Below are 16,726 nucleotides of genomic sequence, written 5' to 3'. Positions count from 1 at the left end.
GCGCTCAGCCCCTCATTCGAACCCTCCCACGCACCGGCCGCAATGGCGAGGTGTGCCATGACTGACAGCGTTGAAAAAATCCAGCTCACCCGCGCCCTGAAAAGCCGGCACATCTTCATGCTGTCGCTGGGTGGGGTTATTGGAACCGGCCTGTTCATGGGCTCGGGCGTAACCATCAATCAGGGCGGGCCGGTGGGCGCGATCCTGGCTTACCTGGTCGCGGGCTTGCTGATGTACCTGGTGATGGTCTGCCTCGGCGAGCTGTCGGTGCAGATGCCAGTGTCCGGTTCGTTCCAGGCCCACGCCACCAAATACATTGGCCCGGCCACCGGGTTCATGATCGGCTGGGTGTACTGGATGAGCTGGGCCACCACCGTAGGCCTGGAGTTCACCGCTGCCGGCATGTTGATGACCCGCTGGTTCCCGGAGGTGCCGATCTGGTACTGGTCGGCGCTGTTCGTGGTGGTGCTGTTCGGGCTCAACGCCCTGGCCACGCGTGCCTTTGGCGAGGCCGAGTACTGGTTCTCGGGCATCAAGGTGGCAACCATCCTCGGCTTCATCGTCATTGGCCTGCTGGTGATTTTCGGTGCCATCCCCCTGAGCAGCGGGGCACCCGCACCGATGCTGAACAACCTGGTGGGCGAGTCGCTGTTCCCCCATGGCCTGTCGGCAGTGTTCGCGGTGATGATGACCGTGGTCTACGCCTTCCAGGGATGCGAAATCATGGGGGTGGCGGCTGGCGAGACCGAGCACCCGGAAAAGAGCATCCCGCGGGCGGTGCGCAATGTGGTGTTCCGCGTGCTGATCTTCTATGTGCTGGCGATTGCCGTGCTGTCGGCGATTGTGCCGCACGAGCAGGCCGGGCTGATGGAAAGCCCGTTCGTGCAGGTGTTCGACATGGTCGGCATCCCTTACGCCGCCGACTTGATGAACTTCGTCATCCTCACGGCCATCCTCTCGGTGGGCAACTCCGGGTTGTATGCCTCCACGCGCATCCTCTGGGCCATGTCCAAGACTGGCATGGCACCGAAAAGCCTGTCGCCGCTGAGCAAGCGTGGCGTGCCGCTGCGGGCGCTGAGCATCACCCTGTGCTTTGCGCTGATCTCGCTGATGACCAGCTTCGTCGCGGCTGACACGCTGTTCATGGTGCTGATGGCGGTGAGCGGCATGTCCGGCACCGTGACCTGGATCGTCATCGCCCTGGCGCAGTACCGTTTCCGCAAGGCATGGCTGCGTGACGGCGGGCAACTGCAGGACCTGAAGTACAAGGCGCCGCTGTACCCCCTGGTGCCGCTGCTGTGCATCACCCTGTGCAGTTCGCTGTTCGTGTTCCTGGCGCTGGATGAAACCCAGCGGCCGTCGCTGTACTGGGGCTTTGGCTTCATTGCCCTGTGCTATGCGGCGTACTTCTTCGTCAACCGCCGCCGGCAGGGGGCCTTCGAGCCCAGCGCACCAGGGGTTTGACACCGCAGCTCGTCGTCGGCAGGTGTTGGTCGCTGCATTTTCAGCGCCTGTGAGGTCGAGCGCCGCCTGTGCGGTGCGCGATCTCACAGGCCATAAAGCCGTCAGGACGAACGCCCTTGTGTAACGCCAGACACCGAGTTGTGCGAAGTTGTAACAGCCCATCCCGCCTTGCTGAACACTCGTTTAGTATCTCCCTCGTCAAGCCCTCCAACACCATCACAACAACACCGAGGCCCCCCATGACCACCCCGTCGTCGTCACTGTTGAGCAAGGTCGAAGCCGGCGTTGCCTGGATCACCCTCAACCGCCCCGAGCAGCGCAACGCGCTGGACATTCCCACCCTCAAGCAACTGCACGCCTTGCTCGACAGCCATGCCGACGACCCCGCCGTACGCGTGGTGGTGCTGACCGGCAGCGGCCGCAGCTTCTGCGCTGGCGCCGACCTGGCCGAATGGGCAGCCGCCGAAGCGGCGGGCACCCTGGAAAGCTACGGCTGGACCGAAACTGCCCATGCCCTGATGTTGCGCCTGCACAGCCTCGACAAACCCACCATCGCCGCCATCAACGGCACCGCCGTGGGCGGTGGCATGGACCTCAGCCTGTGCTGCGACCTGCGCATCGCCGCCGCCTCGGCGCGCTTCAAGGCCGGCTACACCAGCATGGCCTACAGCCCCGATGCCGGCGCCAGCTGGCACCTGCCACGGCTGATCGGCAGCGAGCAGGCCAAGCGCCTGCTGTTCCTGGACGAATTGTGGGGCGCCGATCGCGCCCTGGCCGCCGGGTTGGTCAGCGAAGTCTGCGCCGACGAGCAGTTGCCTGCCGTTGCCGCCGAACTGGCCGGGCGCCTGGCCAATGGCCCGACCTTCGCCTATGCGCAGACCAAGCGGCTGATACGCGACGGTGCCCGGCGCACGCTGGCTGAACAGCTGGAAGCCGAGCGCCACGCCGGCCTGCTGTGTGGCCGCAGCCAGGATGGCGCCGAGGCCCTGCAAGCTTCGGTGGAACGTCGCGCCCCCCGTTTTACCGGCCAGTAATCCGATACCCGACCCTCATCAGGACCTTCGCAGATGAATTTCCAACTGACCCAAGAACAAGAAATGTTGGTGGAAGCGGTACGCAGCTTTGTTGCCAAAGAACTGTTGCCCCATGAGGAAGCGGTGGACCGCGCCGACGCCGTGTCACCCGAACTGGCCGCGCAGATCCGTGGCAAGGCCATCGCTGCCGGGTTCTATGCCTTCAACATGCCCGAGGAAGTGGGAGGGGGCGGCCTGGACTACCTGTCCCAGGCGCTGATCGAACGTGAGCTGTCCAAGGTGTCCTGGGCGCTGCATGTCTTCGTTGCACGGCCGTCGAAAATCCTCATGGCCTGCAAGGACGAGCAGATCAACGACTACCTGTTGCCGTGCGTGCAGGGCGAGAAGATCGACTGCTTCGCCCTCACCGAACCGGGCGCCGGCTCTGATGCCAATGCCATCAAGACCCGCGCCGTACGTCAGGGCGATGACTTTGTCATCAACGGTAGCAAGCACTTCATCAGCCACGCAGGCCACGCCGATTTCGCCATCGTCTTCGCTGTCACCGACACCTACGAGCACAACGGGCGCAAGCGCAATGCGGTCACCGCCTTGCTGGTCGACCGGGGTACGCCGGGCATGACCATCCGCCGTGGTCCCAAGTGCGTGAGCAACCGTGGTTATCACACCTACGAGCTGTTTTTCGACGACTGCCGGGTGCCGGCCAGCAAGGTACTGGGCGAAGTCGGCAAGGGCTGGGAAGTGGCCAACGCCTGGCTTACCGCCGGTCGGGTGATGGTCGCCGCCAACTGCGTGGGCCAGGCCCAGCGCGCCCTCGACCTGTCGCTGCAATGGGCCGCCGACCGCAAGCAGTTCGGCCAGCCCATCGGCAGCTATCAGGGGGTGTCGTTCAAGCTGGCCGACATGGCCACGCAGATCCGCGCGGCCGAGATGCTCACCCTGCACACCGCCTGGAAGATGGACCAGGGCAACATGACCGACGGTGAGGCCGGCATGGCCAAGCTGTTTGCAAGCGAGGTGCTGGGCAAGGTCGCCGACCAAGCCGTGCAGATCTTCGGTGGCATGGGCCTGATGGATGAAGGGCCAGTTGAGCGCATCTGGCGCAACGCGCGTATCGAGCGCATCTGGGAGGGCACTTCGGAAATCCAGCGGCATATCATCGCCCGCGAACTGCTGCGCCCGCTGCTGCGCTGAGCGCCAGGAGAACACCCATGTCGCAATCGATTCGTGACAACCTCAAGCGCCTGCTGGCGCCCCGACACCTGGCCTTCGTCGGCGGGCGCAGCATGGCGCGGGCGCTCAAGCGCTGCGCCGAAGGTGGCTTTGCCGGTGAGCTGTGGCTGGTCAACCCGCAGCATGAAAGCCTCGAAGGCATCCCCTGCGTGGCCCGGGTGGTCGACTTGCCCTACGCCCCGGACGCGGTGTTCATCGCCACCAACCGTGAGCTGACCCTGCAGTGCGTTGCCGAGCTGGCTGCACGTGGCGCCGGTGGCGCCATCTGCTACGCCTCGGGCTTTGCCGAAAGCGGCGAGGAGGGCTGCCAGTTGCAGCAACGCCTGCTCGACGTCGCCGGCAACATGGCCTTGCTCGGCCCTAACTGCTATGGCCTGCTCGACTACCTGCACGGTGCCGCCCTGTGGCCGGTGGCGCATGGTGGCCAGCAAGTGGAGAAGGGGGTGGCGATCCTCACGCAAAGTGGCAACTTCGCCTACAACCTGTCCATGAGCGACCGCTCCCTGCCGGTGGCCTACATGGCCTCGGTCGGCAACCAGGCGCAACTGGGTGTGGCCGAGCTGATGGACGTGCTGCTCGACGACCCACGGGTAACGGCCATCGGGCTGCACCTGGAAGGCTTGAAGAACGTGCCGGGCTTTGCACGCGCCGCCTACAAGGCATTGCAGCAGGGTACGCCGATCATTGCCCTTAAGACTGGCGTTTCGCAGATCGGCGCTGAACTGGCGCTCAGCCACACCAGCTCGTTGTCCGGCTCCGATGCGTTGTACGACAGCCTGTTCCAGCGCCTGGGCGTAATCCGCGTCAGCGGCCCGGTGAGCTTTGTCGAAACGCTCAAGGCCGCAGCCTGCGGACGCTTGCCGGCAGATGGCGAGCTGATTGCGCTGGCCTGCTCAGGCGGCGATGCCGGCCTGATTGCCGACTATGCCGAACGCAACCAGTTGCAACTGCCGAAGCTCGCGCAAGGGCAGGTGGCGGCACTGGCCGAGGTGTTGCCGGGCTATGCCAACCTGGTCAACCCACTGGACTTCACCACGGCCATCTGGGGCGATGAAGCCGCCCTGCAACGCATGCTCGACAGCACCCTGAGCGGCGCCGCGGGCGCGGCGATGCTGGTGCTGGACTATCCGGCGGCGTTCACCGGCGAGCGCAAGGAATGCGACCTGCTGCTGGGGCTGTACTGCGATGCCGTTGAACGCCACGGCAAGATCGGCTTCGTCACCTCGGCTTTCCCGGAACTGTTGCCTGCCAGTGCGCGTGAGCGCCTGCATGCGCGGGGCATCGCTGCCCTGCAGGGCGTGGAAGACGGCCTGGCGGCCTGGGGCCGTATCGTCGCTTACCAAAGGAACCGCCAGCGGTTGCTGGACCAGGGCGAGGCTGCGCGGGTACCGCTGTGCCCGCAGGCCGTCACGGGCGAAAGCCGACTGTTGGACGAATGGCAATCCAAGCAGGCCCTGCGCGCCTTCGGTCTGCCCGTGCCTGCGGGCGTGCTGAGTACGCCCGAACGCGCCGTGGCAGACGCTGCCCGCGTCGGTTACCCCTTGGTACTGAAGGCGGTCAGCGCGCAGCTGCCGCACAAGACCGAAGCTGGCGCTGTGGCGTTGAACCTGCGCGATGCCCGTGCCCTGGAAGCTGCACTGGTGCAGATGCGCCAGTGCATCGCTGACTACGCCCCGCAGGTTGCGTTTGATCAGGTGCTGCTCGAGCCCATGGCCGAGCCGCCCTTGGCCGAGCTCATAGTGGGCATCAAGCGTGAACACGACTTTGCCCTGGCCTTGGTGATCGGTGCCGGCGGCGTGCTGGTCGAACTGCTCAAGGACAGTGTCAGCCTGTTGCTGCCCACTACCGACAGCGCCATCCGGGCAGCGCTGCTGAGCCTGCGCAGTGCCAGCCTGCTGCAAGGCTTCCGTGGCCGTCCGGCCGCCAACCTCGATGCCTTGGTCTCGGCCATCCGCGCAGTCGCCGATTACGCCTGCGAAAACGCCGGGCATTTGCTGGAGCTGGATGTGAACCCATTGATGGTCGGTGCCGACGGCACCACCGCGGTCGACGCGCTGATCCGCCTCGGCCAGACGCAAGGAGAACGACATGAATGACCTTACCCTGACGGCCGGCCAGGCCCTGGTGCGGTTGTTGGCCAACTACGGCGTTGAGACCGTGTTCGGCATCCCCGGCGTGCACACCCTGGAGCTTTACCGTGGCCTGCCGGGCAGCGGCATTCGCCATGTATTGACCCGCCACGAGCAAGGCGCCGGCTTCATGGCCGACGGTTACGCGCGGGTCAGTGGCAAGCCCGGAGTGTGCTTCGTCATTACCGGCCCAGGCGTAACCAACGTCGCCACCCCCATCGGCCAAGCCTATGCCGACTCGGTGCCGATGCTGGTGATCTCCAGCGTCAACCACACCGCCAGCCTGGGCAAGGGCTGGGGCTGCCTGCACGAAACCCAGGACCAGCGCGCCATGACTGCGCCGATCACCGCGTTCTCGGCCGTGGCGTTGCGCGGCGATGACCTGCCCGAGCTGATCGCCCGCGCCTGGGCCGTGTTCGACAGCGAACGACCGCGCCCGGTGCATATTTCGGTGCCCCTGGACGTGCTGGCGGCACCGGTCAGCCGGGACTGGAGCGGTGAGGTGGTACGCCGTCCCGGGCGTGGCCAGCCGCGCCGCGAAACCCTCGAGCAGGCTGCCCTGAAGCTTGCCGCCGCCCAGCGGCCGATGATCATTGCCGGGGGGGGCGCGTTGCACGCGGCTGAGCAGTTGCAGCAACTTAGTACACGGCTGGCAGCGCCTCTGTTCACCAGCGTGGCCGGCAAGGGCTTGCTGCCGCCAGACGCGCCACTCAATGCCGGCGCCAGCCTGTGCGTCGAACCCGGCTGGCAGTTGATCAGCCAGGCTGATGTGGTGCTTGCTGTAGGCACCGAAATGGCCGACACCGACTTCTGGCGCGAACGTCTGCCGATCCGCGGCGAGCTGCTGCGCGTCGACATCGACCCGCGCAAGTTCAACGATTTCTACCCCTGTGCCATTGCCCTGCAGGGCGATGCCCGGCAAACCGTGGACGGTTTGCTCGAACACCTGCCCGCACTTCAGCGTGACCCGGCCCAGGCCAGCGCGGCGGTGGCCACCCTGCGCCAGGCCATCCGCAATGGGCATGCCCCGTTGCAGGCCACGCACCAGGCCATTCTGGACCGTATCGCCGCCGTACTGCCCGACGATGCCTTCATCAGCAGCGACATGACCCAGCTGGCCTATACCGGCAACTACGCCTTCTCCAGCCGGGCACCACGTAGCTGGCTGCACCCCACCGGCTACGGCACCCTCGGCTACGGCCTGCCGGCTGGCATCGGTGGTATGTTCGCCAGCGACCACCGCCCCGGCCTGGTACTTGTGGGTGATGGCGGCTTCCTGTACACCGCCCAGGAACTGGCAACTGCCGTCGAGGAGCTGCACCGGCCGCTGGTGGTGTTGCTTTGGAACAATGACGCCCTCGGCCAGATCCGCGACGATATGCTCGGTCTGGATATCGAGCCGGTCGGCGTGCTGCCGCGCAACCCGGATTTCATCGGCCTGGCCCGCGCCTTCGGCTGCACCGTGCACCAGCCACGCGACCTGGACGCATTGCAGGCCGACCTGGCCAGCGGCTTCGCCACCCCCGGCGTGACGTTCATCGAACTCAAACACACCTGCGTCTGTTAAGGCGCGCACAACGACAAGAACACGAGTAACCACCATGCCCTTTCGCCGTACCCTTCTGGCTGCATCCCTGGCACTTCTGATCACCGGACAGGCCCCCCTGTATGCGGCCCCCCCGTTGTCGATGGACAACGGCACCAACACCCTGACCGTGCAGAACAGCAACGCCTGGGTTGAGGTCAGTGCCAGCGCTCTGCAACACAATATCCGCACCCTGCAGGCCGAGCTGGCCGGCAAGTCCAAGCTGTGCGCTGTGCTCAAGGCCGATGCCTATGGCCACGGTATCGGCCTGGTAATGCCATCGATCATCGCCCAGGGCGTGCCCTGCATGGCGGTGGCCAGCAACGAGGAGGCCCGCGTGGTCCGCGCCAGTGGCTTCACCGGGCAACTGGTGCGGGTACGCCTGGCCAGCCTCAGCGAGCTGGAAGATGGCTTGCAGTACGACATGGAGGAGCTGGTGGGCAGCGCGGAATTCGCCCGCCAGGCCGATGCCATCGCCGCGCGCCATGGCAAGACCCTGCGCATTCACATGGCGCTCAACTCCAGCGGCATGAGCCGCAACGGGGTGGAGATGGCCACCTGGTCCGGCCGTGGCGAAGCGCTGCAGATCACCGACCAGAAGCACCTCAAGCTGGTCGCGCTGATGACCCACTTTGCCGTGGAGGACAAGGACGATGTCCGCAAGGGCCTGGCAGCCTTCAACGAGCAGACCGACTGGTTGATCAAGCACGCGAAGCTCGACCGCAGCAAGCTCACCCTGCACGCCGCCAACTCGTTCGCTACGCTGGAGGTGCCGGAAGCGCGCCTGGACATGGTGCGAACGGGGGGCGCGCTGTTCGGCGACACCGTGCCGGGGCGCACTGAGTACAAGCGTGCGATGCAGTTCAAATCGCATGTGGCGGCGGTGCACAGCTATCCGGCTGGCAACACCGTGGGCTATGACCGCACCTTCACCCTGGCCCGTGATTCGCGTCTGGCCAACATTACGGTCGGGTACTCCGATGGCTACCGCCGGGTATTCACCAACAAGGGCCATGTGCTGATCAACGGCCACCGTGTGCCGGTTGTGGGCAAGGTGTCGATGAACACGCTGATGGTCGATGTCACCGACTTCCCTGATGTGAAGGGGGGCAACGAAGTGGTGCTGTTTGGCAAGCAGGCCGGGGGCGAAATCACCCAGGCCGAGATGGAAGAAATCAACGGCGCGTTGCTCGCCGATTTGTACACCGTATGGGGCAGTTCCAACCCGAAGATGCTCGTCGACTGAAATTGCCATTGAAAGGAGATTGCCATGCGCTACGCCAAGCTCACCCAACGCATCGCCGGCGACGGCGCTGCGGCCTGGGACATCCACTACCGCGCCCTGGCGCTGCAGGCCGAGGGCAAGGACATCCTGCTGCTGTCGGTGGGGGACCCGGACTTCGACACTCCCGCGCCTATCGTCGAGGCGGCCATCGACAGCCTGCGCGCTGGCCATACTCATTACGCCGATGTACGCGGCAAGCTGGCGCTGCGCCAGGCCATCGCCAACCGTCACCGGCAGCGCAGTGGCCAGGCGGTGAGCGTCGACCAGGTGACCGTGCTGGCGGGTGCCCAGTGCGCGCTGTTCTGCGTAGCCCAGTGCATACTCGACCCAGGCGATGAGGTGATCGTTGCCGAACCGATGTATGTCACCTACGAGGCTGTGTTCGGTGCCTGCGGCGCCAAGGTGGTGCCGGTACCGGTCAAGCCCGAGAATGGCTTTCGCGTGTGCCCGCGTGACGTCGCCGAGCGCATTACCCCGCGCACCCGCGCGCTGGCCCTGAACAGCCCGCACAACCCTTCAGGGGCGAGCCTGCCGCGCGCCACCTGGGAGGCGCTGGCCGAACTGTGCGTTGCCCATGATCTGTGGCTGATCTCTGACGAGGTCTACAGCGAGCTGCTGTATGAAGGTGAGCATGTCAGCCCCGGCAGCCTGCCGGGTATGGCCGAGCGGACTGCAACGCTGAACAGCCTGTCCAAATCGCATGCCATGACTGGCTGGCGCATGGGGTGGGTGGTCGGCTCGACAGCACTGGCCACGCATCTGGAAAACCTCGCCCTGTGCATGCTCTACGGCTTGCCGGACTTCGTCCAGGATGCCGCCGTGGTGGCGCTGGAGCACCCGTTGCCCGAACTGGACGCCATGCGCGAAGCCTACCGCCAGCGGCGCGATCTGGTGTGCGAGCAGCTGGCCGGCTGCCCGGGTTTGAAGGCGTTGAAGCCCGATGGTGGCATGTTCGTGATGGTCGACATCCGTGAAACCGGCCATAGCGCCCAGGCTTTCGCCGACTACCTGTTGGATAGCCAAGGCGTGTCGGTGCTCGCCGGCGAGGCATTCGGCCCTAGCGCTGCCGGGCATATCCGCCTGGGCCTGGTGCTGGGCAACGAGGCGCTGGTCGATGCCTGCCAGCGCATTGCCCGCTGCGCCGGCGAACTGATGCGCGGGCAGACGGATGCGTGAACACACCGTCCAGCGTACGCGTTGCCCGGGCCAGGAGGACGGCGCGCGCTGCTGAACCACTGCGGCAAGATAACCTGTTTTGTGTGAGGAGAATGTTTGTGAATGTACTGATCGTCCACGCTCACCCCGAGCCGCAATCGTTCACGGCAGCCCTGCGTGACCAGGCTGTGGAAACCTTCCGCGCCCAAGGCCATCAGGTGCAGGTCAGTGACTTGTACGCCATGGGCTGGAACCCGGTGGCCAGTGCCGATGACTTTACCCAGCGCGAGAACCCCGAGTACCTCGTGTATGCGCTGGAGCAGCGTCAGGGCGTCAAGCGTGGCGCCATTGCCGCGGATATCCAGCAGGAGCTGGACAAGTTGTTGTGGGCCGACTTGCTGGTGCTGAACTTCCCGATCTTCTGGTTCTCGGCCCCGGCCATGCTCAAGGGCTGGATCGACCGGGTGCTGGTGTCGGGGGTGTGCTATGGCGGCAAGCGCTTCTACGACCAGGGCGGGTTGGCCGGCAAGAGGGCGCTGGTGACCGTGACCCTGGGCGGGCGAGAGCACATGTTTGGCGACGGCGCGATTCACGGGCCGCTGGAAGACATGCTGCGGCCGATCCTGCGGGGCACGCTGGCCTATGTCGGGTTCGAGGTGCTGCCGCCGTTCGTGGCGTGGCATGTGCCGTACATCAGTGCTGATGCGCGACAGGACTTTCTGCAGCAATACCGGCAGCGTCTGGAGCAGCTCTCGGACGACCAGCCACTGGTGTTCCCGCGCCTGGCGCAGTTCGATGAAGCGTTGTACCCGCTGACGTGACCTTTCTCCTGTACTGAACACTGGGGCCGCGTTGCGGCCCTTTCGCGACACAAGGCCGCTCCCAGGATTACCGTCAGCTTCGAAGGCTGCGCCGTCCTTGTGGGAGCAGCCTTGTGTCGCGAAAGGGCTGCAAACCTTCCAGCGCCACCTGCCAAAAAACGACCACCCACACATTCGGGGTATGTCACCCCTGGACCAATCCACCGATAGTGAACCCATCGGCTCGATCCGGAGCACTCACACGATGGAGTTGCCATGCGCAAGGTACTGAAGGTGATTGGCGGTCTGCTGCTGGCGTCTGGCGCCAGCCTGGCCCAGGCGGCAGAGGTGGACAGCGGTAACACGTTACGGTTGTACAACTGGACCGACTACATCGGTGAAACCACCCTGGCCGACTTCGAGAAGGCCACCGGCATCAAGGTCATCTACGACACCTTCGATGGCTACGAAACCGTGCAGACCAAGCTGCTCACCGGCCGTTCCGGCTACGATCTGGTCATGCTCAACGCCTCGCTGGTACCCCCGCTGATCAGCGCCGGTGTGTTCCAGGCCCTGGACAAGCAGCAACTGCCCAGTTGGCACAACCTCGACCAGCAGGTGGTGAACGACCTGCAGGGCTACGACCCTGGCCTGAAGTATTCGGCGCCCTACACCTGGGGCAGCTCGGGGGTCACCTACAACGTCGACAAGATCACCGCGCGCATGCCCGACGCGCCGATCGGTTCGCTGGCCATGCTGTTCGACCCCAAGATCGTCTCGCGCTTCGCCGACTGCGGTGTCACCCTGATGGACGCGCCCACCGAGGTCATCCCGCTGGCCTTGCAGTACCTGGGCAAGGACCCACGCAGCGCGTCGCCGGCCGACCTCAAGGCGGCCGAACAACTGTTACTGGGCATCCGCCCCTACATACGCAAGTTCGATTCGGTGAATTATCTCACCAGCCTGCCCAATGGTGATGTCTGCCTGGCGCTGACCTGGTCCGGTGACTATGCCACCGCCCAGGCCCGCGCAGTGGAAGCGAAGAAGGACATCAAACTGTCGTTCTTCATCCCCAGGGAAGGTTCGCTGATCTGGTTCGACAACCTGTACATCCCCAAGGATGCGCCGCACGCGGCCAACGCGCACCGTTTCATCGAGTTCTTGTTGCAGCCGCAGACCATGGCCAAGGTCACCGACTACATCCACTACGCCAACAGCAACGCTGCCGCTACCGCGCTGGTGCGTGATGACATCCGCCAGGACCCGGCCATCTACCCCGACGGACAAACCCGTGAGCGCCTGTTCGCGCAGAAAACCCAGAGCCCCAAGGACATGCGCGCCATCACCCGGGTCTGGAGCACGATCAAGACCGGTTTCTGAACACTGCCCAAAAATTCCCGCCAAGGAGCTGCCCATGGCCACCCCAAGCAAAGCATTCGCCATTGCCCACGACCCGCTGGTGGACGCCGACAAGGCCCACTACATGCACGGCTACCATGTGTTCGACGAGCACCGCGAGCAGGGTGCGTTGAACATCGTCGCCGGTGAAGGCGCCTATATTCGCGACACCCACGGCAACCGTTTCCTCGATGCCGTCGGCGGCATGTGGTGCACCAACATTGGTCTGGGCCGTGAGGAAATGGCCGTGGCCATCGCTGATCAGGTACGCCAGCTGGCCTATTCCAACCCGTTCTCCGACATGGCCAACGACGTCGCCATCGAACTGTGCCAGAAGCTCGCGCAGCTGGCGCCGGGTGACTTGAACCATGTGTTCCTCACCACGGGCGGCTCGACCGCGGTCGATACGGCTTACCGGCTGATCCAGTACTACCAGAACTGCCGAGGCAAGCCGCACAAGAAGCACATCATCGCCCGCGACAACGCCTACCACGGCTCCACCACACTGACCATGTCGATTGGCAACAAGGCCGCCGACCGGGTGCCGGAGTTCGATTACCACCACGACCTGATCCACCACGTCTCCAATCCCAACCCGTACCGCGCGCCAGATGACATGGACGAGGCGGAGTTCCTCGACTTCCTGGTGGCCGAGTTCGAGGACAAGATCCTCTCGCTGGGTGCCGATAACGTGGCGGCATTCTTCGCCGAGCCGATCATGGGCTCGGGCGGGGTGATCATTCCGCCCGAGGGGTACTTCCAGCGCATGTGGCAGCTGTGCCAGACCTATGACATCCTGTTCGTCGCCGACGAAGTGGTGACCTCGTTCGGGCGCCTGAGCACCTTCTTCGCCAGCGAGGAACTGTTTGGCGTCATCCCTGACATCATCACCACCGCCAAAGGCCTGACCTCGGCGTACCTGCCGCTGGGTGCGTGTATTTTTTCCGAGCGTATCTGGCAAGTGATTGCCGAGCCAGGCAAGGGCCGTTGCTTCACCCACGGTTTTACCTACAGCGGCCACCCGGTGTGCTGCACGGCGGCGCTGAAGAACATCGAGATCATCGAGCGCGAGCACCTGCTCGATCATGTCAAGGACGTGGGGGGTTACCTTGAGCAACGCTTGCAGAGCCTGCGCGATCTGCCGCTGGTGGGGGATGTGCGCTGCATGAAGCTGATGGCCTGTGTCGAGTTCGTCGCCAACAAGGCCAGCAAGGCACTGTTCGCCGATGAGGTGAACATCGGCGAGCGCATCCACAGCAAAGCGCAGGAAAAAGGGTTGCTGGTGCGCCCGATCATGCACCTGAACGTGATGTCGCCACCATTGATCATCACCCATGCGCAGGTGGACGAGATCGTCGAGACCCTGCGCCAGTGCATCCTCGAAACCGCGCGTGAACTCACGGCGCTTGGCCTGTACCAAGGCCGATGAACCTGGCGCAAAGGGCTGTGCGCGGGCGTGCCTGGCAGGCTAGACTGCCGGGCATGACCCAGGCCTCTCCCGATACCCCGCTTACCCTCACAATGGGCGCGCTGCAGCAGTGGCACGTGGCGTTGCAGCGCGCCCTGGCCCATGGCGAAACCGCCGAGGCGCTGGAGTATGTGGCCGCAGCCATCGGCCAGTTGGTGCGGGTGGAGTCGATGATGATCAGCCTTGAGTGCCAGGGGCGGGCGCCGCAGTTGCTGTACCAGCAAGGCATTCCCGAACGGCATCGGGCTGCCGTGCTGGAGCGCTATTTCAGCGCCGGCTACCTGCTGGACCCTTTCTGCCTTGCCGTGCAAAGCGGCCTGGCCGAAGGCTTCTACCACCTGCAGGAAATCGCCCCCGACAACTTCTTCGACAGCGACTACTACAAGGCCTATTACCTGGGTACAGGTTGCAGTGAAGACAGCTACTACATCGTCGACATCAGCGCAGGCCGCAAGCTGTCGCTGAGCCTGTTCCAGGGCTGCAGCGGCACGCGTCTGAACGCCGGGCAGGTCGACCTGTTGCGTGCGCTGGAGCCGATGGTGCGCGAACTGCTGGTGCGCTATGCCCGGCACAACCTGGAACCGGGCACTGCATCAACCGAGCGCGGCAGCCTGCAGGCAGCGTTCGACAGCTTTGGCTGCCAGGTGCTGACCGACCGCGAGCGGGAAGTGGCGCACATGATCCTGCGCGGGCACTCGGTGAAATCTACTGCGCAGGAGCTTGGTATCTCGCCGGAGACCGTGCGCATGCACCGCAAGAACCTGTACATGAAGCTTGGTATCAACTCGCAATCGGAGTTGTTTGCACGGTTTATCGACTGGTTACGCGGTGATCAGCTGGAAATCCATAGCGTATCGCGGTGAACAATACCCAATGGCTGACGTACATGCCGTCGGGCGTTTCCCAAGGCGCACCGGCAGCGACTACACAGCACCAACCCGCTCGAAGGACAATGGCATCTTCTTCGCTGCTCAGCCCTCGCGGAACAATGTCCGGCTGAGGGCCTTTCTTGGCTACTTGGAGTCACTCGTCGCCTGCCCTGGCTAGTGGCGCTATAGTGGCTAAGCTGAGCGTTCAGCACTCTGCTCAACTGAGCAATCTGGTGCGCAATTACAAGGACGAAGTCATGGACGCTGAAAGGGATAGCAGAAACATTACCGGTGTCATTCGGGCCTACGGCGGGAGCGCGTTGTCGTTGTCTCCCGGTCAAAATTCCGGGGTACAAAGCCCGGGCATCTATGTGATCTATTTTGTCACGGACAGCAGGCAGGGCACTTGTCTCCCCTTCTACTGCGGGTTCACTTCGCGCTCAATCAGGCAAAGGCTTTATGAACACTCCCAGCCTGGTGGCCAGATCTACAAAATGCGTACTCTTGGCGGGGTCGAGACTAACAACGGCCTAGAGATTGCGACTGCTGGAGGCGAGGTCTATGTTGGCTACGTCGAATGCCAAGGCATGCTTGGGAAATTGATCGAAAGCAGCTTGCTCCTAAACTACGACTTCTTACTCAACGCGTCGGAAAATGGGCAACGGCGCCTACTCGATGTCACCGGGCTTCTGGATACCGAGTCCACCTGGGCTGCGCTCACGGATACCGATGTAGCCAGAGCTGCGATTGGTGATGACTGGAATGACGGTGTTGAGAATACTGTCAACGAAGCTATCGATGATGCGAGGATGATGAGGCTTTACCTGGAACAATTCAGGGGCCTTGCGTGAGTGTGCGAGACCCGATTGCGAAATATGGTGTGCTCCGGCACCTCCCGCAGAGCTGCTCGCAGGAGGCGATATCGGTCCGACTGGCGGAGGGCTGTAGCCTCTGCGACCAGGGGGATTATGAGGCCGCTGAGACCTGCTTTCGCGCCATTGTGCAGCAGATCCCTGACTCGGCTGCTGGCCACAACAATCTTGGTTGGGCCTTACAGCAGTTGGGGCGCAATGAGGATGCGATTTCGAGCTACAAAGTTGCGATCAGCCTGCAGCCAACGTTCAACCTGGCCAGGGCTAACTTGGCTTTTCTACTTGCAACACTATATGGCTACATAGGGCAGCATGACTCGGCCCGAGCAATGTGGAGGATGCTCGAAGAACTGTACCCGCGCGATCCAGAAATCCTGGATAACCTCGTCAGCACCTCATTGCGGGCTCACGATCTTGTCGACGCGGGTGTGTGGGCCGCGCACTATGCCACTGCAACTCGCGGGGTTGAGCGGACGTTATCTCAACCCGACACTTCCCAGCGTTCTGATGTTCCTCCTAGGGCTTCGCGGGCGAAGCTGGCCCACGACCTCGAGCAGTTACGCTATTTGCGAGACCATGGGCTGATTGGTCCGCAGCTTGTGGCGGAAATTGGCGCGTATGAGGCAGTTCTCCAACGATACGATCAAGCTGACAATTCTTTGAAGCCACCGGTCGTGGACGCGCCACTGCCAGCGTCCTACGGGCGGAATGTCCACCAACTGAACGCGCCGCGCCTGCCCGAAGGGGCCTTGAACCTGAGCCCGGCTCTGCTCCAGGCAGAGCGGGATTACCAGGAAAGCCCGCTGGGCCTTGTCGTGATCGATGACTTTCTGTCAGTAGATGCGCTGGCGCTCCTGCAGGCGTTCTGTTTGCAATCCACCATCTGGCACACCGACCGCTATGCACATGGTCGACTAGGGGCGTTCTTCAGGGATGGCTTCAACTGCCCGCTATTGCTGCAGGTCGCAGAGGAAATTCGGCGTTTCTTCCCCGAACTGATAGGCGTGCATCACCCACTCCTGCAGATGTGGGGATTCAAGTACCAGCATGATCAGCCAGCGACAAACCCACACGCCGACTTCGCCGCGGTGAACGTGAACTTTTGGATTACACCTGACGAGGCCAATCTTGATCACGATTCTGGAGGGCTTGTGATCTACGACGTCCAAGCGCCCCCGGACTGGGACTTCGAAACCTACAATCGGCACGGTGACCGGATTGTGGCGTTCCTGGAAGAGTCTGGGGCTCGCCCAGCGATCATTCCCTACCGTTGCAATAGAGCGATCATCTTCAATTCCGACCTGTTCCACGCGACCGCGCCACTGGCTTTTCGCACGGGCTACGTCAACCAACGGGTGAATGTGACCCTGCTCTATGGCGAGCGTGACCGATCATTGGGGCACTGAGACTGCCGAGCCCGGTTGGGGAGGGCAC

At 63.6% G+C, this 16,726-nt stretch carries 13 protein-coding genes; all 13 read left to right on the top strand.

Translation table 11 applies throughout. The annotated features are described in order from the left end of the window. Positions 1 to 57: 57 nt before the first annotated feature. Positions 58 to 1,464 carry an amino acid permease gene (locus tag QYE47_RS05400; RefSeq protein WP_014590549.1) on the top strand — a complete coding sequence of 469 codons (1,407 nt, stop codon included), beginning with the start codon at positions 58 to 60 and terminating at the stop codon, positions 1,462 to 1,464. 239 nt (positions 1,465 to 1,703) lie between these two features. Next, entirely contained in the window at positions 1,704 to 2,498 is a 795-nt protein-coding gene (locus QYE47_RS05395; protein ID WP_014590550.1) for an enoyl-CoA hydratase/isomerase family protein, read from the top strand. A gap of 33 nt (positions 2,499 to 2,531) precedes the next feature. Next, on the top strand, positions 2,532 to 3,692 hold the full coding sequence (locus QYE47_RS05390) for an acyl-CoA dehydrogenase family protein (protein ID WP_014590551.1): 1,161 nt from the start codon (positions 2,532 to 2,534) through the stop codon (positions 3,690 to 3,692). 17 nt (positions 3,693 to 3,709) lie between these two features. After that, positions 3,710 to 5,827 (top strand): acetate--CoA ligase family protein, encoded by a 2,118-nt coding sequence (locus QYE47_RS05385; protein WP_014590552.1) that lies wholly within the window; start codon positions 3,710 to 3,712, stop codon positions 5,825 to 5,827. Further along, on the top strand, positions 5,820 to 7,427 hold the full coding sequence (locus tag QYE47_RS05380; RefSeq protein WP_014590553.1) for a 5-guanidino-2-oxopentanoate decarboxylase: 1,608 nt from the start codon (positions 5,820 to 5,822) through the stop codon (positions 7,425 to 7,427). Before QYE47_RS05385 ends, QYE47_RS05380 begins: the two co-directional genes overlap by 8 nt. 34 nt (positions 7,428 to 7,461) lie before the next feature. Then, a complete protein-coding gene (gene alr / locus QYE47_RS05375; protein ID WP_070383786.1) occupies positions 7,462 to 8,691 on the top strand; it encodes an alanine racemase in 1,230 nt (409 codons plus the stop codon). A gap of 24 nt (positions 8,692 to 8,715) precedes the next feature. Continuing rightward, positions 8,716 to 9,906, top strand: coding sequence for a pyridoxal phosphate-dependent aminotransferase (locus QYE47_RS05370; RefSeq protein ID WP_014590555.1), 1,191 nt, complete (start codon positions 8,716 to 8,718; stop codon positions 9,904 to 9,906). 98 nt (positions 9,907 to 10,004) lie between these two features. Further along, positions 10,005 to 10,706, top strand: a complete 702-nt coding sequence (locus QYE47_RS05365) for an NAD(P)H-dependent oxidoreductase (protein WP_014590556.1) — start codon at positions 10,005 to 10,007, stop codon at positions 10,704 to 10,706. A 255-nt stretch (positions 10,707 to 10,961) separates the two neighbouring features. Further along, positions 10,962 to 12,065, top strand: a complete 1,104-nt coding sequence (locus QYE47_RS05360; RefSeq protein WP_014590557.1) for a polyamine ABC transporter substrate-binding protein — start codon at positions 10,962 to 10,964, stop codon at positions 12,063 to 12,065. A 34-nt stretch (positions 12,066 to 12,099) separates the two neighbouring features. Next, a complete protein-coding gene (locus QYE47_RS05355; protein ID WP_014590558.1) occupies positions 12,100 to 13,512 on the top strand; it encodes an aminotransferase in 1,413 nt (470 codons plus the stop codon). Between the two features lie 53 nt (positions 13,513 to 13,565). Then, entirely contained in the window at positions 13,566 to 14,414 is an 849-nt protein-coding gene (locus QYE47_RS05350; RefSeq protein WP_070383787.1) for a helix-turn-helix transcriptional regulator, read from the top strand. 194 nt (positions 14,415 to 14,608) lie between these two features. Next, positions 14,609 to 15,271 carry a hypothetical protein gene (locus QYE47_RS05345; protein ID WP_146215708.1) on the top strand — a complete coding sequence of 221 codons (663 nt, stop codon included), beginning with the start codon at positions 14,609 to 14,611 and terminating at the stop codon, positions 15,269 to 15,271. Next, positions 15,268 to 16,698 carry a tetratricopeptide repeat protein gene (locus QYE47_RS05340; RefSeq protein WP_158284462.1) on the top strand — a complete coding sequence of 477 codons (1,431 nt, stop codon included), beginning with the start codon at positions 15,268 to 15,270 and terminating at the stop codon, positions 16,696 to 16,698. Before QYE47_RS05345 ends, QYE47_RS05340 begins: the two co-directional genes overlap by 4 nt. Positions 16,699 to 16,726 lie beyond the last annotated feature (28 nt).

This window comes from Pseudomonas sp. 2,4-D (assembly GCF_030418155.1).
Lineage (GTDB): Bacteria > Pseudomonadota > Gammaproteobacteria > Pseudomonadales > Pseudomonadaceae > Aquipseudomonas > Aquipseudomonas alloputida.
This window is presented reverse-complemented; position numbering and strand designations above follow the sequence as displayed.